15 protein-coding genes and 2 rRNA genes (1 of these 17 cut by a window edge) are annotated in these 20,459 nt (G+C 39.2%); 9 read left to right on the forward strand and 8 right to left on the reverse strand.

Annotated elements, in window-relative coordinates:
* The 3 genes from TEGAF0_RS00235 to TEGAF0_RS00245 form a co-directional block, all read left to right on the forward strand.
* Window positions 1–690: ribosomal RNA gene (locus tag TEGAF0_RS00235) — 23S ribosomal RNA — on the forward strand; it begins 2,110 nt to the left of the window's first position.
* Window positions 691–752: 62 nt separating this feature from the next.
* Window positions 753–863: ribosomal RNA gene (rrf, locus tag TEGAF0_RS00240) — 5S ribosomal RNA — on the forward strand.
* A gap of 203 nt (window positions 864–1,066) precedes the next feature.
* Window positions 1,067–2,341, forward strand: coding sequence for a sensor histidine kinase (locus TEGAF0_RS00245; protein WP_264899097.1), 1,275 nt, complete (start codon window positions 1,067–1,069; stop codon window positions 2,339–2,341).
* On the opposite strand, the gene TEGAF0_RS00250 is transcribed toward TEGAF0_RS00245, so the two are convergent.
* Window positions 2,313–2,855, reverse strand: coding sequence for a GNAT family N-acetyltransferase (locus TEGAF0_RS00250; RefSeq protein WP_264899099.1), 543 nt, complete (start codon window positions 2,853–2,855; stop codon window positions 2,313–2,315). The two genes, TEGAF0_RS00245 and TEGAF0_RS00250, sit on opposite strands and share 29 nt — an antisense overlap.
* A 78-nt stretch (window positions 2,856–2,933) precedes the next feature.
* On the opposite strand from TEGAF0_RS00250, the gene TEGAF0_RS00255 reads away from it, so the two are divergent.
* Complete coding sequence (locus TEGAF0_RS00255) at window positions 2,934–4,409, forward strand: NAD(P)/FAD-dependent oxidoreductase (protein ID WP_264899101.1); 1,476 nt, start codon at window positions 2,934–2,936, stop codon at window positions 4,407–4,409.
* Between the two features lie 4 nt (window positions 4,410–4,413).
* Here the strand turns inward: TEGAF0_RS00255 and TEGAF0_RS00260 are convergent, their stop codons facing one another.
* Both TEGAF0_RS00260 and TEGAF0_RS00265 read right to left on the reverse strand, forming a co-directional pair.
* On the reverse strand, window positions 4,414–5,676 hold the full coding sequence (locus TEGAF0_RS00260) for a replication-associated recombination protein A (RefSeq protein ID WP_264899103.1): 1,263 nt from the start codon (window positions 5,674–5,676) through the stop codon (window positions 4,414–4,416).
* Window positions 5,677–5,687: 11 nt separating this feature from the next.
* Window positions 5,688–6,833, reverse strand: coding sequence for an MFS transporter (locus tag TEGAF0_RS00265; protein ID WP_264899106.1), 1,146 nt, complete (start codon window positions 6,831–6,833; stop codon window positions 5,688–5,690).
* Window positions 6,834–6,938: 105 nt separating this feature from the next.
* Here TEGAF0_RS00265 and aspS point away from each other — a divergent pair, with 105 nt between their 5' ends.
* Window positions 6,939–8,765 carry an aspartate--tRNA ligase gene (aspS, locus tag TEGAF0_RS00270; RefSeq protein ID WP_264899108.1) on the forward strand — a complete coding sequence of 609 codons (1,827 nt, stop codon included), beginning with the start codon at window positions 6,939–6,941 and terminating at the stop codon, window positions 8,763–8,765.
* Window positions 8,766–8,868: 103 nt separating this feature from the next.
* Here aspS and TEGAF0_RS00275 read toward each other — a convergent pair whose 3' ends face one another.
* Together TEGAF0_RS00275 and TEGAF0_RS00280 are read right to left on the reverse strand one after the other, a co-directional pair.
* Window positions 8,869–9,558, reverse strand: coding sequence for a hypothetical protein (locus TEGAF0_RS00275; protein WP_264899109.1), 690 nt, complete (start codon window positions 9,556–9,558; stop codon window positions 8,869–8,871).
* Window positions 9,555–9,893, reverse strand: a complete 339-nt coding sequence (locus tag TEGAF0_RS00280) for a PadR family transcriptional regulator (protein WP_264899111.1) — start codon at window positions 9,891–9,893, stop codon at window positions 9,555–9,557. The genes TEGAF0_RS00275 and TEGAF0_RS00280 overlap by 4 nt, the downstream gene beginning before the upstream one ends.
* 240 nt (window positions 9,894–10,133) lie before the next feature.
* On the opposite strand from TEGAF0_RS00280, the gene TEGAF0_RS00285 reads away from it, so the two are divergent.
* The 4 genes from TEGAF0_RS00285 to accC all read left to right on the forward strand — a co-directional run bounded on the left by TEGAF0_RS00285 (window position 10,134) and on the right by accC (window position 13,291).
* Window positions 10,134–10,640, forward strand: a complete 507-nt coding sequence (locus TEGAF0_RS00285; RefSeq protein ID WP_264899112.1) for a hypothetical protein — start codon at window positions 10,134–10,136, stop codon at window positions 10,638–10,640.
* 89 nt (window positions 10,641–10,729) lie between these two features.
* Window positions 10,730–11,296: an elongation factor P gene (gene efp, locus TEGAF0_RS00290; RefSeq protein ID WP_264899114.1), complete on the forward strand. Its 567-nt coding sequence runs from the start codon at window positions 10,730–10,732 to the stop codon at window positions 11,294–11,296.
* 151 nt (window positions 11,297–11,447) lie between these two features.
* Window positions 11,448–11,927, forward strand: a complete 480-nt coding sequence (gene accB, locus TEGAF0_RS00295; RefSeq protein WP_264899116.1) for an acetyl-CoA carboxylase biotin carboxyl carrier protein — start codon at window positions 11,448–11,450, stop codon at window positions 11,925–11,927.
* A 26-nt stretch (window positions 11,928–11,953) separates the two neighbouring features.
* On the forward strand, window positions 11,954–13,291 hold the full coding sequence (gene accC / locus TEGAF0_RS00300) for an acetyl-CoA carboxylase biotin carboxylase subunit (protein WP_264899118.1): 1,338 nt from the start codon (window positions 11,954–11,956) through the stop codon (window positions 13,289–13,291).
* 60 nt (window positions 13,292–13,351) lie between these two features.
* On the opposite strand, the gene TEGAF0_RS00305 is transcribed toward accC, so the two are convergent.
* The 3 genes from TEGAF0_RS00305 to TEGAF0_RS00315 form a co-directional block, all read right to left on the reverse strand.
* A complete protein-coding gene (locus TEGAF0_RS00305; protein ID WP_264899121.1) occupies window positions 13,352–13,738 on the reverse strand; it encodes a hypothetical protein in 387 nt (128 codons plus the stop codon).
* Window positions 13,739–13,841: 103 nt separating this feature from the next.
* Window positions 13,842–16,031 (reverse strand): glutamine synthetase III family protein, encoded by a 2,190-nt coding sequence (locus TEGAF0_RS00310; RefSeq protein WP_264899122.1) that lies wholly within the window; start codon window positions 16,029–16,031, stop codon window positions 13,842–13,844.
* A 117-nt stretch (window positions 16,032–16,148) separates the two neighbouring features.
* Window positions 16,149–20,309, reverse strand: coding sequence for an SdrD B-like domain-containing protein (locus TEGAF0_RS00315; protein ID WP_264899123.1), 4,161 nt, complete (start codon window positions 20,307–20,309; stop codon window positions 16,149–16,151).
* Window positions 20,310–20,459 lie beyond the last annotated feature (150 nt).

The raw sequence follows: 20,459 nt of genomic DNA on the forward strand, positions 1-20,459 counted from the left end.
TTGCTTAGAACCTAACCCTGAACAAGGGGACATTGCATGGTGGGTAGTTTGACTGGGGTGGTCGCCTCCTAAAAAGTAACGGAGGCTCGCAAAGGTACCCTCAGTACGGTTGGTAATCGTACGCAGAGCGCATTAGTAAAAGGGTGCTTGACTGTGAGACAAACACGTCGAGCAGGAGCGAAAGCTGGCTAAAGTGATCCGGTGGTTCTGTATGGAAGGGCCATCGCTCAAAGGATAAAAGGTACTCCGGGGATAACAGGCTGATCTTACCCAAGAGCTCATATCGACGGTAAGGTTTGGCACCTCGATGTCGGTTCGTCACATCCTGGGGCTGGAGAAGGTCCCAAGGGTTCGGCTGTTCGCCGATTAAAGTGGCACGTGAACTGGGTTCAGAACGTCGCAAGACAGTTCGGTCCCTATCTGTGGTGGGCGCTAGTAAATTGAGTGGACATGACCTTAGTACGAGAGGACCGGGTTGTACGTACCGCTGGTGTATCTGTTATGCCGCCAGGTGTAATGCAGAGTAGCTATGTACGGCAAGGATAAACGCTGAAAGCATCTAAGCGTGAAACCTTCCACAAGATGAGTTTACTTTTAAGGGTCGTCGAAGACTACGACGTTGATAGGCTATAGGTGTAAAGTTGGTAACAACAAAGCCAAGTAGTACTAATTGCCCGTAAGCTTTATTTTTTTATGTTTTGTTTTTTTCCTTTCCAATATGTAAAATATTAAGGTCGTATGACCCAAGATTTTATGGTGGTTTTGCCGGGGGTGTTCACCTCTTCCCATTCCGAACAGAGAAGTTAAGTCCCCCATGGCCGATGGTACTCGCATCTAGCTGGGAGAGTAGGTAGCTGCCATATTTATTGAACCTCAATCGAAAGATTGAGGTTTTTTTTTGCCCCTATAGCATTGACTTTTAACCCTTACTCAATCATATATATTCTTAGGGAAATCATGTTAACGGAAATGTAGTATTATCATACATTTTCTTGTCGTAAATTATCAGATTTAATTTGCTCTGAAATTTTAATGTATTAAATAGTATAAATTGTGATAGCATTATATGCGTAAGTCTCAATCCAATATATTTTATCGCCTACTTTCACTTGGTAACAGTGAATCAACCCCCTTCAGGGAAGCATATAAGAATTATATGTTTAATCTTTTCCTGATGATGGCAGCACCTTTTGCATTGCTGGTCATGATCATTAATTTGTATCTGGGTGAATATGTATTGGCTTCATTTAATATTCTTCATCTCTTAATTTTCATCTTTGGTTTTTATATTTCGTATTCACAACGTTATGTAAATCTTCGTCCTCTATTGCTTTTTTTAGGAGCTGCCATTGCTGCTTATACTGCTTATTTTTTTAAGAATGGCAATGAGTACCGTTTTCTGATTATGATTGTTGCGGCCGTGGTATTGTGTGAAAAGAACTGGCAGTATATCATTTTTGTTGTTTTTGTATCTACTACTTTTGTAGTCATCAGATTAGATGAATTGCCCATCAGTTCAATGGGTGCCTTGCAAATAATAGAGAAAACCGTAAAACTTGCTTTTCCTTTGGGTTTCTTTTCTATTTGCCTTTATTATTTTAAATCTATTTATTTTCAAAATCAGTACAGGTTAGAAAAAGCTTATGAGGATTTAAATGAAAATAGGGCTGAAAAAGATAGAATATTAAATGCAGTTGCACATGATTTAAGGAGTCCATTGAGTGGAATCTCTGGTATCAGTAGGATGATGCTGACGGATGAAAATCTGGATGATAATTCAAAAGAAATGTTTCAGTTGATTGAGCAGAGTGCCTCATCCAGTTTACGCTTGATTGGGGATTTGATGCAAACCAATATGAGTGTTGATGAATATTATCAGCTTAAACATATTGAACTTAATAAATTGATTCGTCAAAGTTTGCAGATTCTTTTTTACACTGCTAAAGAAAAGGGTATTGAAATAAATATGCAGTTGACTGATGAAAAATTAATGATCAATGCCGATCAGGATAAATTTGAACGTGTAATTACTAACCTGGTTACGAATGCTATCAAATTCAGTCGTCAGGGTGCTTCTGTTATAGTAAGTCTGGAGAAAAAAAATCAAAAGGCTGTTTTTTCTGTACGGGATAACGGTATTGGTATTCCGAAACAGGTACAGGAAAAAGTATTTGATTTATTTACTATTGCTAAGCGAAAGGGCACCAATGGGGAGAAGAGTTTTGGTATTGGTCTGGCTATCTCTAAAAAAATTGTAGAGTTGCATCAGGGCAAAATTTATTTTGAAACAGAAGAAAATAAGGGAACCTGCTTTATTGTGGAGCTACCATTAGTGGCTTAACCATTTCAATATGTTCAATACCATCTTCCAGATATACATCTCCTTCCGACTCAAAACCAAAGGAAGCATAAAACTGAATTAAATAACATTGAGCTCCAATTCGGATAGGCCCTCTGCCATAAGCTTCATAAATTCTCTCAATTGCTTCTTTAATCAGCTGACGACCTGCCCCTGTTTTTCTGAATGCGGGTGAACTAACTACCCTGCCAATACTCATTTCTTCATATGCAAGGCCTGCAGGTAATAACCTGCAATAAGCCATGAGTTCTTCACCATTCCAGTACATTAAATGCAAGCTCTGCTGGTCTTTGTTATCTGCATCCTGAAATACACAGTTTTGTTCCACAACAAATACTTCATTCCGTAATCGGATGATGGCATATAACTCATCAGGAGCCAGTGAGGAAAAGGATTTCAATGAAAAAAATGCAGTAGTTGTGTTCATATAATTCAGGCTATGTGACTGTATCAATTCTGTGTTTGCAAATAATGCTGCATCTTTGCAATGCTGCATTGTTGCTATGCTGTAAAATTAAGCATAGCTGAACTAAAATAAGCATTGCAGCATAAACTAAGCATACCAAAGTAAATCATGTCTAAAAGAGTTGCAATTATTGGTGCCGGACCAGCTGGTTTAACCGCTGCCTACTTATTGGGTAAAGAAAATCAGGAGGTCATAGTTTTTGAAAAAGACCCGGTTTATGTTGGAGGTATTTCCCGTACGGAAAGTTATAAAGGGTATCATTTTGATATTGGAGGACATCGTTTTTTTTCCAAGTCAAAGGAAGTAGAAGATTTCTGGACAGAAATACTGGGAGATGAAATGTTGGAAAGACCTCGCAGTTCAAGGATCTATTACAATAAAAAATTCTTTTCCTATCCCTTAGTTGCTTTTGAAGCTTTAAAAAAATTGGGTATTATAGAAAGTGCCCTTTGTGTATTAAGTTATATCAAGGCAAAAATTTTTCCAAAGAAAAATCCTCAGAATTTTGAAGACTGGGTTGTTAACCAGTTCGGGCAAAGACTCTTCAACATATTCTTCAAAACCTATACGGAAAAAGTTTGGGGCATACCCTGTAAGGAAATTTCTGCTGACTGGGCTGCGCAACGTATTAAAGGACTTTCTTTAAGCAGTGCAATCTGGAATGCTTTATTCAAGCCCAGACCCTCCCATAAAGGAGCTGTTATTAAAACATTGATAGATTCTTTCCGATATCCCAAACAAGGACCTGGATTAATGTGGGAGCGTTGCACAGAGAAATGTATTGCTATGGGAGTGCAGGTAAAAATGAATAGTGGGGTTAAAGACATTTCATTGAACAACCACAAGTGGACTGTGCAGACAGAAGATGGGAATATGTATTCAGATTTTGATTATGTCCTTTCTTCTGCACCTATGCGTGAACTGATTCAATCTGTTAAGCCTTGTTTCAATAATGAAGTGCTCAATAATGCCTCACAGCTTGGTTATAGAGACTTTCTTACAGTTGTTTTAATTTGTAAAGATGAAGATGCTTTCAGTGACAACTGGATTTATATTCATGATCCAAGTGTAAAAGTGGGTAGAATACAAAACTTTAAATCCTGGAGTCCTTATATGGTGCCAGATCCTGAAATGGCCTGCTATGGATTGGAGTATTTCTGTTTTGAAGGGGATGGATTATGGACCAGTAGTGACGCAGATTTGATAGCATTGGCAACCAGCGAAATTGCTCAGATTGGACTGACCAACCCTGGTGCTGTTGTAGATGGATATGTGGTAAGACAACCAAAGGCTTATCCAGTATATGACCAGGACTACAAAGAAAGAGTAAACGCTATTCGGGAAGCCATTAAGGAATATCCGGGCTTATACTTGGTTGGAAGAAATGGTATGCACAAATACAATAATCAGGACCATAGCATGATGACAGCTATGCTGGCGGCTAAAAATATTGTAGCTGGAAAAGAAGTATACGACTTATGGGAAGTTAATGAAGATGCAGAGTACCACGAGGGTGGAAATAGAGGAGCAGAAGACCTTGCAAAACCAGTAGGACGGTTAGTTCCAACTAGAGTAAAAGATTAATCTATTAATAACCATATTTTCCCTTCCATCTTTCATTCAGAAATTTCCTGATTTCCTTCTCCCTTGCATTGTTCCCAGGGACATAGAATGGAGAATTTACTAATGGCGTTGGCAAATATTCCTGCTCTATAAAATTATTTTCGCCCAAGTGCGAGTATTGGTAATCTTTACCATAATCCATTTGCTTCATCATCTTGGTCGGGGCATTTCTTAAATGCAGCGGAACAGAGAGGTCTCCGTGCTGGGCAACCGCTTTCTGCGCTTTTGCTATAGCCTCATATGCAGCATTACTTTTTGGAGAGCTGGCTAAATAAGTAGCACATTGAGATAAGATAATTCTGCTTTCAGGATAGCCTATTTTAGCAACAGCATCAAATGTTGCATTGGCTAGCAGAAGTGCATTGGGATTGGCATTCCCAATATCTTCACTCGCAAATATGAGCATCCTTCTGGCAATAAATTTTACATCTTCACCGCCTTCAATCATTCTTGCTAACCAGTACACAGCCCCGTTAGGATCTGAGCCCCGCATGCTTTTGATAAATGCAGAAACGATATCATAATGCTGTTCACCGCTTTTATCGTATAAGGCAATTTTTTGTTGTGCTACTTTTTGAACGGCTTCATCCGTAATATTGGTTACGCCTGACTGAATTACAATTTCAAGCAGGTTTAATAATTTTCTGCCATCTCCACCACTCAGGTTGATTAAAGCCTCCGTTTCTTGTAACTGAATATTTTTTGTTTTCAGTATTTCATCTTTCTGAATGGCTTCTTGTATTAGTTGCACCAGTTTCTCTTTGTCCAGTGCTTTGAGTACATAAACCTGACACCTGCTTAATAATGCGGCGTTGACTTCGAAAGAAGGATTTTCCGTTGTAGCACCTATTAAACGAATGGTTCCTTTTTCTACTGCACCCAATAGGGCATCCTGCTGACTTTTATTGAAACGGTGTATTTCATCAATAAATAAAACAGCACTTTTTAATTCTTTAGCCTGTTCAATAACTTCTCTTACCTCTTTTACTCCACTACTGATGGCAGACAATTGAAAATAAGGGACTTTCAATGTTTGCGTAATTATATTCGCAAGGGTTGTTTTACCCACACCGGGAGGACCCCAGAGAATCATGGAAGGAATAGTTCCATTTTCCAATGCGGTTCTTAGCATGCTACCCTTGCCCGTAATATGTTCCTGTCCAACAATATCATCAATGGAATTGGGACGCATTCTTTCTGCAAGTGGTATTTGAGATTCGAGAAACATGCGGTAGGTGTTTACGATTTAAATTTAGTGAATCTTGCAAGAACGGTAGTTCCAAATCCCAGTATAGCAATGATGCCAAATGACCATTGTAATCCAAAAGCCTCTGCTATGAATCCTATTAAAGGAGGACCTATAAAAAATCCGAAGAACCCGATACTGGATACAGCAGCCAATGCCATACCCGGACTCATTTTTTCTGATTTACCTGCCTGACTATAAACGATTGGTACTACAGAAGAAACTCCGAAACCAACCATTAAAAAACCAATTGTTGCAGTAACGATGGATGGAAAGAAAACCGCCAGCAACAATCCGGCAGCTATAATCCCCCCGCTTGCCTGTAATATTTCTTTTCTGCCAAATCGTAATACCAGTCCGTCTCCTAAAAATCTTCCCAATGCCATCGTTCCCATAAAAGCTGAGTAGCCTAATGTTACCAGAGATGGAGGTGCTTGTACCACTTTTTGGAAGTAAATGCCGCTCCAGTCGAACATGGTACCTTCTGCTGCCATGCAACAGAAAGAGATTAATCCCAATTTTAAAAGGGAAGCATCTGGTTTTACAAAAATGGGTTGATTACCAGTTACTGCATCTTTGGGCATTCTGCCAAACTTCATAATCAGCGCCATGGCCATCATAATAAGGGCAACTATTAAAAAATGTTGCAGCGGGATGAATCCCAGTGAAATCATTAAAGTACCCACTGCCGCACCGGTGAATCCTGCCAAACTCCAGATACCGTGAAAAGAAGCCATAATAGATTTACCATACAGTTCTTCCACAGCTACAGCCTGTGTGTTTACGGATATATTCATCATATTCCCTAATAACCCAAATAAAAATAATAAGCTAGTTAGTATTACAACAGAATCGGCCGTTCCCAGTAAACTCAATACCAATGGATAGCAAAGAGCCGCCAGGAGCATTACGGTTCTGCTTCCCAATTTTGCTACCAGCCATCCTGAAATGGGTAAACTGACCATTGATCCGGTTGGTAACGCAAATAGAATACCACCCAGTTCGGCATCATTGAGTTCCAGTTTTTGTTTGATGTCGGGGATTCTGCTGGCCCAGCTGGCAAATGTAATTCCAGCGATAAAAAAATATGTTCCGATTGCCAGTCGATTTGTTTGCTTCGACAGTGTTTTATGACCCATATACTTGATTCAGAATGCAAAAATACCTCAATCCTGCTACTTGACCCATTTAGGTTATATTTGCGCTCACAAACAGGCTTGGCCTGAATAAATTTCAGTTAGATTATGTATCGTTCAAATACTTGCGGAGAATTGAGAATCTCCAATGTTGGCTCGGAAACCGTTTTAGCGGGTTGGGTTCAGACTGTTAGAAAATTTGGTGCCATTACTTTCGTGGATTTGAGAGATCGCTACGGAATTACACAGTTGTTATTTGGTGAAAACCTGGCAAAACAACTGGAGGAACAGCCGTTAGGCCGCGAGTTTGTTTTGCAGGCCAAGGGAATGGTGCAGGAGAGAAGTAATAAAAATCCCAATTTACCGACTGGAGATATTGAAATAGTGGTAAATGAGTTTACCATATTGAATAAGTCGGCGGTGCCTCCTTTCACCATTCAAGATGATACGGATGGGGGGGATGATTTAAGAATGAAGTATCGCTTTTTGGATTTAAGAAGAAATGTGGTAAAACGAAATCTGGAATTGCGTTATGCAGTGAACCGTTCTGCCAGAAATTATCTGCATGAGAATCATTTCATGGATATTGAAACCCCTTTCTTAATTAAATCTACACCTGAAGGGGCCAGAGACTTTGTAGTTCCATCCAGAATGAATCCAGGTCAGTTTTATGCATTGCCACAAAGTCCGCAAACTTTCAAGCAATTGTTGATGGTGAGCGGTTATGATCGTTATTATCAGATTGTAAAATGTTTCAGAGATGAAGATTTGCGTGCAGATCGTCAGCCTGAGTTTACACAGATTGACTGTGAAATGGCATTTGTAGAACAGGAAGATATTCTGCAAATGTTTGAGGGTATGGTGAAGCGAATATTCAAGGATGTTAAGAATATAGACTATACAGAAAACGTAGAACGCATGTCGTGGGAAGATGCCATGTGGAATTACGGAAATGACAAACCGGATATTCGTTTTGGAATGAAACTCTCCAATCTGAAGAGCGCATTTTTGAAAGCAGGTAAAATTGCTGCAACAGGGGAGCTCATTAATGGAGCAGGTTTTGGTGTGTTTGATAATGCTGAAACTGTTCTGGCAATTGCTGTTCCGGGTTGTGCTGAATATACCCGTAAACAAACGGATGAATTGACAGAGTGGGTGAAAAGACCACAGATTGGTATGCAAGGCATGGTATTTATCAAATGCAATGCAGACGGTACTTACAAGAGCAGCGTAGATAAATTTTATTCAGAAGATAAGTTAAAAGCAATAGCTGATTCTGCTGGAGCCCAAGCTGGAGATTTAGTGTTGATTTTGGCTGGTCGTGAAGAAAGAACCCGAAAAGCCATTAGCGAACTGCGTTTGGAGATGGGCAAAAAATTGGGCTTGCGAAAAGACAATGAATTCAAGTTACTCTGGGTGATGGACTTTCCATTATTTGAATATGCAGAAGAGGAGAACCGCTGGGTAGCCAGACACCATCCTTTCACTTCTCCTAAACCAGATCAAATTGATATCATGATCAATAACAATCCGGTGATTGAGAATGCAGACAAATACCTGGAGCACCCGTATTCCAATATCAAAGCCAATGCTTATGATATGGTGTTAAACGGAAATGAAATAGGCGGTGGATCTATCCGTATTTATCAGCGTCCATTGCAGGAGAAAATGTTTGCTGCATTGGGTATGACCGAAGAAGAAGCACAACATAAGTTTGGATTCTTATTGGGTGCATTTGAATATGGCGCGCCTCCACACGGTGGTATTGCATTCGGATTCGATCGTTTGTGTTCTATATTAGGCGGTAGTGAAAGCATTCGTGATTTTATTGCCTTCCCTAAGAACAATAGCGGAAGAGATGTGATGCTGGATGCGCCTAGTAGCATTGATGACAAGCAATTTGATGAATTACAGATAAAATTGAATTTGAAATAAGCTGATTTTTAACCAACGAATATTTTCAAATGAAAAGCCGCCTTTTGAGGCGGCTTTTGTATTTATGTAATGATGTTTTTTTATTTGATAATGCTTTTTAATTTTAAGAGGCAAATGCTTTAGGATATTGATTAATAGCCTTTCGATGTAATTCCTTTGCAAAGTCTCGATGTGCGAGAATTGAAATAAAAATCATGAGTATGAATAAGGATATCAGTGCGTAAGCAACAAAAGACATTTGTTTTACTTCCGCATAGTCAAAAATACTGCTGCTAAAGAAAATTTGTATAAAGAAGCCGGAATGAATAACTCCCGAAAACCGTTCACTGGTATAAATCATCGGTTTTCTTTGGCTTTTGAATAATCGGTTCAATTTTATCATGTACAAGACTTCAAATACAAATACTGCAAGCCCTAAGACAGAGAGAAAGATACCACTTTGATAGTCTTGTGTAAGCCATTGACCCATTAGAAGTAAAGCAGCATATAAGCATACTGTCATCGCAATTTTGGGAAGTGTAAAGTAGGAGAAGAAAAGTTTCCATTTTTCTTGCCTGCCTTTCTTACTTACCATTTCCATTCTTGTGGCTACAATGTCAGCAAATCCCTTTACACCAAACCCTGCATACACATTGTCAAGTGCCTCTTCAAACGAAAGTTTTGGATTCTCTTTCATTTTTTCTTCAATGGCTTCTGATAAATGATCAACGAGTTCAACTTGCACATCATAGTAGTGAACATAGTGCTTTTTGCAAAAAGCAAAGAGACTCTCGTATTGAGCATCTGTAATCATCCTATGGCTGTTTTAGGATTAACAATGAATTCCAAACTCTGCATAAATGCTTTCATTTCGTCCATCGCAACGGCGGTTTGCTTTTTACCGGCTTTGGTTAAGCTGTAGTATTTGCGCATTCGGTTGCCGTTCATCTCCGTTTCAGTTTCCACAATTCCCTGTTCTTCCATTTTGTGCAGCAAGGGATATAGTGCGCCCTCCGTTATCGTTAATTCGCCTTTGGTAATTTCTTTTACCAATTGTGTCATCTGGTATCCATACATTCTGCCATTGTCTTTTAATAAGCGCAATAAAATAGGTTCTAAGCAACCTTTGTATAGCGATGATTTTTTCATTTCTCAATCCTTTTATGAGTCAATTCTTTCAAAATGCAATTATACATAATTTCATTATACATAAGAAAATTATGCATAATTTTTTTGTGCATATATGTTCAGCACAACAAGTTTTGCATATAGCTCCCTCTTTCTTATTGGAAATCTCCCAAGGATAATTCTTTACCTTTGTACATATAGATTGTGTGTAATGAATTATCTTTTGCACTTAATTACGTATCGCACTTATTTTTTGCATGTATGAAACAATTGACGATTTATCGAATTCTCACTTTTATATTGGTTCCGGTTGCATTTTTTATTGCGCTGATAGACCTATTTGTCCTGCTAATGGGACTCTCCGGTAATCCTGCTATGTTGTTTATTGCTTTTGTAATGGCTTGTCTAGTAATTTATGTATTTGCCTCTCTTCGCTTTTTACTTAATGGAATTGGAAATCAGCGTCCATGCAGTACTTCGCTTAAAGACTGGATTAAGGTAAATGCTTATGGAACTTTGTTTATTGCTGGTATGTTTTTTTTAAATTCTACAGGAGTGTTTTTTCTGGGTGACTTGCAGTTGCAGCAAATGCTAACAGATGTAATGGAGCAACAAACCGAATTGTCGGGGCAGATTTCTATGGAAACCATGGTTAGCATGTTCAAGACAGTGGCTATTGTCATGTTTATTGTGAGTATTACAGCCATTGTTCATGTTCAAATCAGTTTCAGACTTTTGCGCAAATACGCTTATTTATTTGGACAATAAGTGGCTAAAAGGCAAGCTTATTTGTTGTTTCCATCGTATTTCCTACTTTTGCACCCGTCTTATTCAGACACTATATTAAAAATTTTTTTATGGCAACAACTTCCGACATCAGTCGTGGCATGATTTTAAAATTGGATGGTAACCTATACTCTGTTGTAGAATTTGGCGAAAACAAGACTGCCAGAGCAGCAGCCAAGGTTTGGGCTAAGTTGAAAGGAGTAGACAATAAGCGTTCTATTGAAAAAACCTGGAACAGTGGTGAAACCATTTTTCCTGTAAGAGTAGAAAAGAAGGCTTTTCAGTTTCTTTACAAAGATGAAACTGGCTATAATCTAATGAACAATGAAACTTTTGAGCAAATTGCATTGTCAGAAGAAATGATTGATGCTCCCCAGTTTTTAATGGATGGATCAGAAGTTTTCGTTTTCATAAATACAGAAACTGAACAACCAATTGGTGCTGAATTACCGGAAAAAATCGTTGTAAGAATTACTTACTGCGAACCAGGTTTAAAAGGCGATACTGCTACCAGAGCGCTAAAAGCTGCAACCATTGAAACCGGAGCCACCGTTATGGTGCCTTTGTTTGTTGATCAGGATGAATTAATCCGCATCAACACTAAATCTGGAGATTATGTGGAGCGCGTGAAAGAATAATTTACCGGCTTACCGGATAAAAATGACCTGAACACTTTGATTCAGGTCATTTTGTTTACAAACAGAAATTCCACCGTTTTTATTAAAAAAAGGCTATTTTGCCCCCGATTTCAGTAAAAAATAACTGTTTTTACCCCTAAAATTGCCATTTATGGACTTAAAGCAAATCCACGAATTAATCAAAATCATTAACAAAAGTAATATCGGAGAAATCAGCATCGAGGACAAGGATGGTAAAGTAACCATCAAGCAGAAGGAAGAACCTACTGTTACCGTGGCTGCTGCTCCAAGTCATCAAGTCTACACCACTGCTGCTCCAGCACCGGCTCCTGCTCAAACTGCCGCACCTGCTGCACCAGCCGCAGCTCCTGCTGCTCCTAAGGCAGATAACTTGATTACCATTAAGAGCCCTATGATTGGCACTTTCTACCGTAGACCAGCACCGGATAAACCAATCCTTGCTGAAGTGGGTTCAGAAATTGCTCCAGGTAAAGTCGTTTGTATTATTGAAGCGATGAAACTATTCAATGAAATTGAAAGTGAAGTGAAGGGAACCATCGTGAAAGTACTGGTGGATGATGCAAGTCCAGTAGAGTATGATCAGCCATTGTTCCTAGTTGAACCGGCTTAATCGATTCTTTACCTAAAAAAAATTACATGTTTAAAAAAATACTAATTGCCAACAGAGGTGAGATTGCTTTGCGTGTAATCAGAACCTGTAGAGAGATGGGCATAAAAACTGTAGCGGTATATTCAACTGCTGACAGAGATAGCCTACACGTTAAGTTTGCAGATGAAGCGGTTTGTATTGGTAAGCCGCAAAGCAGTGATTCCTATTTGAATATTGCACATATTATGGCGGCTGCTGAAATTACCAATGCAGATGCCATTCACCCGGGATACGGATTCCTTGCTGAGAATGCAAGATTCTCACAAATTTGTGCAGATCATGGTATCAAGTTTATTGGCCCAACGCCTGATATGATCAGCAAAATGGGAGATAAAATTACCGCTAAAGAAACCATGATTAAAGCTGGTGTTCCTGTTGTTCCTGGTGGGGAAGGATTATTGGAAAGCGTTGAGCAAACCAAAGCCCTTGCCAAAGAAGTGGGCTACCCTGTTATCCTGAAAGCAACTGCCGGAGGGGGAGGTAAGGGAATGCGCGTGGTTTGGAACGAAGAAGAAATAGAAAAAGCATACACAACCGCTAAAATGGAAGCCGCTGCTTCCTTTAAGAACGACGGTATTTACATGGAAAAATTCGTAGAAGAGCCTCGTCACATTGAAATTCAGGTGGCAGGAGATCAGTACGGAAATGTTTGCCATTTAAGCGAAAGAGACTGCTCTATTCAGCGTCGTCACCAGAAATTGGTAGAGGAATCCCCTTCACCTTTCATGACTGCTGATTTACGTGCCCGTATGGGTGAAGCCGCTATAAAAGCTGCTGCTGCCATTAATTACGAAAGTGTGGGAACTATCGAATTCCTGGTAGATAAGCACCGCAATTTCTACTTTATGGAAATGAATACCCGTATTCAGGTAGAGCATTGTGTAACCGAGGAAGTAGTTAGTTACGATTTAATTAAAGAACAGATTAAGATTGCCATGGGTGAAAAAATCTCTGGCAGAAACTATGAACCTCAGCTACATGCAATTGAGTGCAGAATCAACGCAGAAGATCCTTACAATGATTTCAGACCTTCACCAGGAAAGATTACCAATCTTTTCACTCCTGGAGGTCATGGCGTAAGAGTGGATAGTCATGTATATGCTGGGTATGTTATTCCTCCTTATTATGATTCTATGATTGGTAAATTAATTACTGTAGCACAAACACGTGAAGAAGCAATTGATACCATGTATAGAGCATTAAGTGAGTATGTAATTGAAGGTGTAAAAACAACCATTCCATTCCACTTACAGCTGATGCAGAACGAAGATTTCAGAAAGGGAAATTTCACTACAAAGTTCCTGGAGTCTTTCACAATGAAATAACAAAAAGCCCCCGAAAATAAATCCGGGGGCTTTTTTATGCGATTCAATTCATTGTAAGAATTACTTTGAACCACCGCCGCCTCTCTGTGGACGATTTTTTCTCATTTCTTCATAGAAATCATTCACAGCTTTAATCTGATCATCAGTTAAAGGGATGGCTTTGAATTTTTTAGTCTTTTCATCATTCACCGTTTTCATTTTGGTGGCTCTTTCTTCCTCGCTCATGTCGCGCATTCCACGCATTTCTCCCTGACTCCATAGTTGGATTTCCAATACTTTGTCTGCCTGGGCATCTGTTAATTTTGTTTTTTCTATTAATGAGGGTTTTACACGCTGCTTCATCATTTCAAGCATCTGTGCTGGGTCCATTTGGCCCATACCTTGTGCCTGTACACTTCCAACTGAAAGGGCTAAGGCAAATACTGCTAAGGAAATTATCTTTTTCATTTTTGATTGTTTATATAACAAAATAGTGGATTTTTTGGATCCACTATTTGTTTATCGGTCAAATACAGACTGAAGTCGGCATTCTATTTTTGATCGGCTCAAATTATCTGATGAATAAAAGCTCGCGATACTTGGGTAAAGTCCAGTATTCGTCGTCTACCAGGTGTTCCAGTTTGTCAACGTGGTATCTGATTTCATCAAAATAAGTGCTTTTAATATTTTCATAGGCAATTGCCTTTTCGCGGCTATGACCAATATTATTAGCAACTTTTCTGGCTTCCACCATTTCATACACTTTGGTGTGTACTACTGAAATATGTTTGCTAATGTATTTCAGGATGGTTAGCTGACTGCTGTAAGCTGATTCATCTAAGCCAACATTTTTAAGACCATTGATATTATTCAATAAATCATTTTGGTATTTAATGGCTGCAGGTAAAATATGATTAATGGCCAAATCACCCATTACACGCGCTTCAATCTGCACGGTTTTGATATATTTTTCCAGCTCAATTTCATATCTGGCTTCTAGCTCTGAATGAGAATAAATGCCATTTTCCTGATACAATTTCATGGCTTTCTCTGTAACCATGGCATCCAATGCAATTGGTGTGGTTTTTAAATTTGGTAAGCCACGTCTTTCTGCTTCTTTATGCCATTCTTCGCTGTATCCGTCACCTTCGAACAATACATTCTTACTGGCAACAATATACTTTTGAATTACATGCATAATAGCAATTTCTTTCTTGTCTCCCTTCTCAATTAAACCATCCACTTCATTTTTAAACTTCTTAAGTGTATCGGCCATGATGGTATTTAATACAGTCATTGGATTAGCGCAGTTTGCAGAAGATCCTACCGCACGGAATTCAAATTTATTTCCAGTAAAAGCAAAAGGAGAGGTTCTGTTTCTGTCTGTATTGTCCAGCATCAATTCTGGAATGCTTCTATGTAAATCAAGCTTTAATATAGCTTCATCCTGCTCATCAAATTTATTCCCAACTCTTGATTCAACATCTGCCAGTACTTTAGAAAGATATTGTCCTACAAATACGGAAATAATTGCGGGAGGAGCTTCGTTAGCGCCTAATCTGTAGTCGTTTGAAGCAGATGCAATGGCAGCTCTCATGATTTCTGCATTATCATGAACAGCTTTAATCGTATTCACGAAAAAGGTAAGGAACATCAGGTTAGTCTTTGGTGTTTTACCTGGTGCCAATAAGTTTACTCCTGTATCTGTTGCCAGACTCCAGTTATTGTGCTTCCCGCTTCCGTTGATTCCGGCGAACGGCTTTTCGTGTTGAAGTACGGCAAGGTTATGGCGTTTTGCAACACGTGCCATAACATCCATTAACAAAATATTGTGGTCTACGGCAATATTTACTTCTTCAAAAATTGGTGCACACTCAAATTGAGCAGGCGCAACCTCATTGTGTCTGGTTCTTAAAGGAATACCCAGTTTATAAGACTCCTGCTCAAAATCTCTCATGAAAGCATAGACTCTCTCTGGAATGGAACCAAAATAATGATCTTCCATTTGCTGGCCTTTGGCAGGAGAAGCGCCAAACACTGTTCTTCCGCACTGAACCAAGTCAGGTCTTGCAGTAGCAAGGCCGGCATCAATTACAAAGTATTCCTGCTCCCATCCAAGGGTTGGGGTTACTTTGGTTACATTTTTATCAAAATAATTGCACACTTCAACAGCTGCTTTGTTTAGTGCTTCTGTTGCTTTTAACAGGGGTGCTTTATAATCTAAAGATTCTCCGGTATAGGATACAAATATGGTTGGAATACATAGCGTCTTTCCTTTTCCAATTTCCATAATGAATGCAGGAGAAGACGGGTCCCAGGCGGTGTAACCTCTTGCTTCAAAAGTAGCTCTTAATCCTCCGCTAGGGAAAGAAGAGGCATCAGGTTCTTGTTGTATTAAAGCAGCACCATCAAATTCTTCAATGGCTGTGCCGTCGCTTTTTAATGTAAAAAAGGAATCGTGTTTCTCGGCAGTTGTACCGGTTAATGGTTGAAACCAGTGCGTGAAGTGGGTAACACCTTTGCTTTCTGCCCAGGCTCTGATGCCATTGGCGATTTGGCTGGCAACACTGCGGTCAATTTTTTTACCGCCTCTGATACTTGTTACTAAACTCTTATATGCTTCGTCGCTTAAAAATTCACGGGCTGTTTTTAGCGTAAAAACATTTTCTCCGAAAATACCGGTGATTTTAGTGCTGAATTGAGGGATTGATGTTTCCGCATCATTGGCAATACTATTGATTGCTTTGAATCGTAAAGACATATTTTTTGGTTTATTTTGAACAAAAATAAGCCTATTTGCCGTAGATATTTTAAAATATCAGGCGAATAGGCTTAAAATGTTAATAAAATAATCAAAAAACTTTACATATAATTATTTCTAATATTTTCCTGCCATGATTTTGATTGGCTTGTATTTTGAATTGTCCACACCTGTTCCATCTAAGTTAACTATCATGATTTTGTGAACTTCGTTGCTGTTCATTTCAACAGGTACGATATTCTCACCTCTGGAAGCATTCACTTGTTTTGTCAATATTATCTTACCGGTAACTGCATCTGTTAATTTCAGCTGAAGTGTTTTGGTGTTTTCGCTTCTGAAGCGAACATTGAATTTATTGCCAGTAACTGGGTTAGGGAATGCGCTCATGCTCATTTCTTTCAGACTGTTCAGGTAATTCATATCTTCTTTGCTGAATGAAACACTGCTCAGCGCCAATTGTAAATCGGATGACTTGCCTTTTGTTGTTGGAACGATTGTTATGACAATTGAGTTTACATCTTTTAAATCAATTGTTTTGTTAGAGGCACTTGATTTGAAATCTTCTATACCAATAGCGTACTCTTTTGTTTCTGAACTGATTGGTAAAGTAAGATTGTATTGATCTTCCCATTTTGCAATTGATTGTTTCACCAATGTAATGATAACAGGAGCATTACCAGCTGCAGAGAATTTTAAAGATTTGAATGCACTTAGATCCTGAGGTACTCCGCCGGCTCTTAGTAATTTGTATACGGTTATATAGTCTGGAGTAGTACCGGATACTTCTACATTTCTAAATACGTTGAAATCTTCTTTGTTTCTAGGTGCATTGCTATTGGTTACTGCAAATTTCTTAACACTGGTAGTGTTATTATTGTAGTCTAAACCCCATGCGCCATCTGCCATGAATACCTGATCTTCTAATTTTCCATTCATGTATAAGTGAATGGAAGATTCAAATAAATCATTGGTAGGAATAGTTACTGTGCTTAAGCCGTTTGCATTAGCTGTGAATGGTATAGTACGTTTAACCTGGGTAGTCGTTTGTTCATTTGCTCTGTCTGTAATTTCCAGATAACCGCTTGTAGCACCTGTATTGTTCTTTACAGTTAAAGTAACGGTTTCGTCTAAACGGTTACCAGCGGTAAAGTATACATTGGGCAGGCCTGCAGTATTAGGTACTGCAACAACTGGTAAACTGTTGTTGAGTCTGGTAATAATATCATTAGCCATTTCAATAACCAAACTTGGCGATCCACCCCAAAGCTGAATATTGTACATCATTTCTTCAAGTGAGTAATCTTTGTTCAGCCAGTTAGATTGTAGCGTGTAGTTGTTTCTTCCGCTTTCTGCACCTATTACAAAACTGGTTGCGTACTCAATTTCTCCCTTGTTATTTCTGAGGTTGTATTGTACTAAGTCGTGGCCTTTTACTTTAATTGTACTTAAAGAGATAAGTTCATATCCTTTTAAACGATCGCAAATTGCTTTGGTATGATCGTAAACCTGTCCAACTGTTCTTGTTCCAAATGCAACTGCTTTAGAAATATTGTTACTCACAAAATCAATCGACATGATTTCTTTTGCATTGGTAATGGAAATAATATCTGTAGGTGTAGAAATAAAAGGCTTGTATCCGTTTGATAATTTAGTTGGCAGAATGTCTTGTAGTTTCAGGGTAGTTCCTACTGAAGCTCCTGCATAACGGTTGTACTGATCAGGCTGTGGTAATTTGGAATAATCTACAGGTCCCTGCTCACTTTTCACTGCTCTGTTGTAAACGCGGTATGCAATTGCATCACCTAAACTTTTGCTTTCAACTCCGCCGCTTCCACCACCACCAACGCCTCCTATGGTAACAAAGCCAAAATCATAAGTGTGGTTGTTTTCACCACTGATTCCTGTAGTTATGCTAATATCAGCGTCATTGCTATTTAAAGCAGCATCACTATCTCTAAGATCAGCATCTGTATCTAATCCACCATTGTTGATAATGGTTAATTCGTAAGTACTAAGCGGAGACTGAACACTACCACCTGTTGCGTTTGGTATACGAATGATATAAGATCCGCCGGGTTGAAGCTGGCTAATATTATAAATAGCTGAAGCAGTATTAACCCCATTTGGGTCAGAAGAGAAGATGTAATTTCCATCAGCGTCAGTTGTAGCTGTGGCAATTACTGTTGACCCTTGTACAAGTGTAACAGTAACCCCAGAAATACCACTCTCGTTTGCATCTTGTACGCCATCTCCGTCTAGATCAAACCATACGCGGTTACCAACTTCAATAGGAGCGGGAGCAGTAATCAACTCCAGGTCGCCTAAGCCATTGGCTTTACCAAAGACACTTACATCGTTACCTGTGTACAAAACCTTACCATTAGTGGCAACACCGTTGCTATTGTTGTAATATCTAACACCGCCTGTGTACCAATTGGTGATTGGGTCGAATGCTGTAGAAATTAACTCTTTACCCGGGAAGTTGAGAATGGAACCCGTACTGGTTTCCTCGTGATCTAAATACAATTTTCCTGTGGAGGAATTTCCTATACCCAAAGATCCGCCTTCTCCTTGTCTGAATCGATCTGTAAAATAAAATTCGCCACCTCCTGGACCTTCGCCATTTCCTGCACCAGCCGAAGTTAGCGATCCATCAGATCCATTGTTTTCTAAAGTAAAATTTGTGTATGTTCCGTTGTTGCTGGCTTTTAAAATATCACCAGCTGCATTTCCTGTATACAGTGTAGTGCCACTGGTTGCAAAATTTTGATTGCCTGTTTGATGGCCTGTACGGTCCATTAACCCCAGCATCATTGAGCCATCAGCAGGATTAAATTCAATACTAGTTAGCATGGGTTGCGGGTAAATGGCTGTGCCTGCATTACCTTTTACAGTTAATTCAGCAAAGTTTCTTGCCCATGGATGCCATGAACCATGACTGGTTGTTGCGAATGGAATAGTTCCGTTAGGGTCAACATAATCCGTATTGTGATAAATATTAAATCCAGTGTTTATATTGGCTCTTCTATTGTAGGTTAATGGAGCATCCAAAACAGTTGTAAAAGTTTCAGCGCCAGGCGTAGCTGATGCATCTACTTTCAAAACAACCATTTTTAATTCATTTCTATTAACGGAAGAATTGTCAGGTTTTACACCATCTAATACCCCCCCAACATAAATGGCGCCTCTGTAATATTTAACTGCAAAGGGTCTGAAACTGCTATTGCCCTCAGTAACAGGAAATGCGTTGTAAGCAACAATTTGAGAGGCTAAGGTTGGAGCTGTTCCGTTTACGCCAATTTCAACTCTCCATAATTTGCGATCATTCAAGTTGATAAGATATAGATAACGACCATCGTCAGAAATGGTCATGCCACCAATACCTTTTTTGCCTACTTCTGTAAAAGCAAGTGCATCATAGTTGGCTTGCCTTTTATCATTGTCACCTGGGTTGAAATTTCTTCCTGGAATTGTACCAGCATCAAAAGCAGGATTCACGGCTTTCAGGTCAACAAAGGAAGTTGTGTTCGATTTGTTGCTAGTTGATTTGGCATTATTGGTAACGTAGATACCATTCATTCCAAGAGGCCCCATAGAAACATGGCGCTTTACAAAAGCTGCATAAAATAATTTATTGGCCTGTCTGCTATAAGTAGTAGCCCATACAGATCCTATCTGACCCATATCTGCAATTACATTTGCTGCAGCAACACCGTCGTAGTTGAATGCAAAGCTTGCGTCACCGTTCATAGCATCAAACCAGTTTCCGGTATTCAACTGATTGTTACCATTGGCATACGTAGGTAATATGATTCTTGCATTAAGATTATCGATATAATCACCTGGGTAGTTGATACCAAAGTCTGCATTGGTTACTGGTGCTGTTACAAATTGAACAGAAGTTTTATTGTTTGAACCAAATGCAGCCGGAAAATCTGCCGAATTCCATCCACTGAATTCTAGTCTTACCTTAGTGGCAGCCGGAATGGTACCTGCAGAAAAACTGTATGCTCCATTAGCACCAGAAGAAGTAGTGCCTAATAATACACCAGTTTCATCGTAGGCTTTTACAGTAATTCCTGCAGCGCCTGGTTCATTATAGGAAGCAGTGTTGTTTTTGGTACCGTTTGAATTGAAGTCACGGTAAACTACACCACTCACCTGTGCATTCAGTGATTGCAATAAACTCAATGCAAAAACCGCAGTAATTACACTTCCCAAAATTGTCTTGGGTTGCGTTGCTTTTTTTGTTGGTTCAGATGTGTAAAAACGACTCATAAAACAAATATTTATAAATAACGTTAATTCGCGGATTAGATATTAAACTAAAGGTAGATACAATAGCGGGTTTTTTACAAAAAACCCACTAAAATCAAGGGTTTTGACCAAAATATACCAACCGATTTGTAGGGATTTGCCGTTAAAAAG

Source organism: Sediminibacterium sp. TEGAF015, assembly GCF_025997995.1.
GTDB lineage: Bacteria > Bacteroidota > Bacteroidia > Chitinophagales > Chitinophagaceae > Sediminibacterium.

Excerpts from the sequence above, each read along its gene's own strand:
- TEGAF0_RS00245 (WP_264899097.1), top strand. The coding sequence starts at position 1,067 with ATGCGTAAGTCTCAATCCAATATATTTTATCGCCTACTTTCACTTGGT.
- TEGAF0_RS00255 (WP_264899101.1), top strand. The coding sequence starts at position 2,934 with ATGTCTAAAAGAGTTGCAATTATTGGTGCCGGACCAGCTGGTTTAACC.
- TEGAF0_RS00305 (WP_264899121.1), bottom strand. The coding sequence starts at position 13,738 with ATGAAAAAGATAATTTCCTTAGCAGTATTTGCCTTAGCCCTTTCAGTT.
- TEGAF0_RS00285 (WP_264899112.1), top strand. The coding sequence starts at position 10,134 with ATGAAACAATTGACGATTTATCGAATTCTCACTTTTATATTGGTTCCG.
- TEGAF0_RS00280 (WP_264899111.1), bottom strand. The coding sequence starts at position 9,893 with ATGAAAAAATCATCGCTATACAAAGGTTGCTTAGAACCTATTTTATTG.
- TEGAF0_RS00275 (WP_264899109.1), bottom strand. The coding sequence starts at position 9,558 with ATGATTACAGATGCTCAATACGAGAGTCTCTTTGCTTTTTGCAAAAAG.
- efp (WP_264899114.1), top strand. The coding sequence starts at position 10,730 with ATGGCAACAACTTCCGACATCAGTCGTGGCATGATTTTAAAATTGGAT.
- TEGAF0_RS00315 (WP_264899123.1), bottom strand. The coding sequence starts at position 20,309 with ATGAGTCGTTTTTACACATCTGAACCAACAAAAAAAGCAACGCAACCC.
- accC (WP_264899118.1), top strand. The coding sequence starts at position 11,954 with ATGTTTAAAAAAATACTAATTGCCAACAGAGGTGAGATTGCTTTGCGT.
- TEGAF0_RS00250 (WP_264899099.1), bottom strand. The coding sequence starts at position 2,855 with ATGCAGCATTGCAAAGATGCAGCATTATTTGCAAACACAGAATTGATA.
- TEGAF0_RS00260 (WP_264899103.1), bottom strand. The coding sequence starts at position 5,676 with ATGTTTCTCGAATCTCAAATACCACTTGCAGAAAGAATGCGTCCCAAT.
- accB (WP_264899116.1), top strand. The coding sequence starts at position 11,448 with ATGGACTTAAAGCAAATCCACGAATTAATCAAAATCATTAACAAAAGT.
- aspS (WP_264899108.1), top strand. The coding sequence starts at position 6,939 with ATGTATCGTTCAAATACTTGCGGAGAATTGAGAATCTCCAATGTTGGC.
- TEGAF0_RS00265 (WP_264899106.1), bottom strand. The coding sequence starts at position 6,833 with ATGGGTCATAAAACACTGTCGAAGCAAACAAATCGACTGGCAATCGGA.
- TEGAF0_RS00310 (WP_264899122.1), bottom strand. The coding sequence starts at position 16,031 with ATGTCTTTACGATTCAAAGCAATCAATAGTATTGCCAATGATGCGGAA.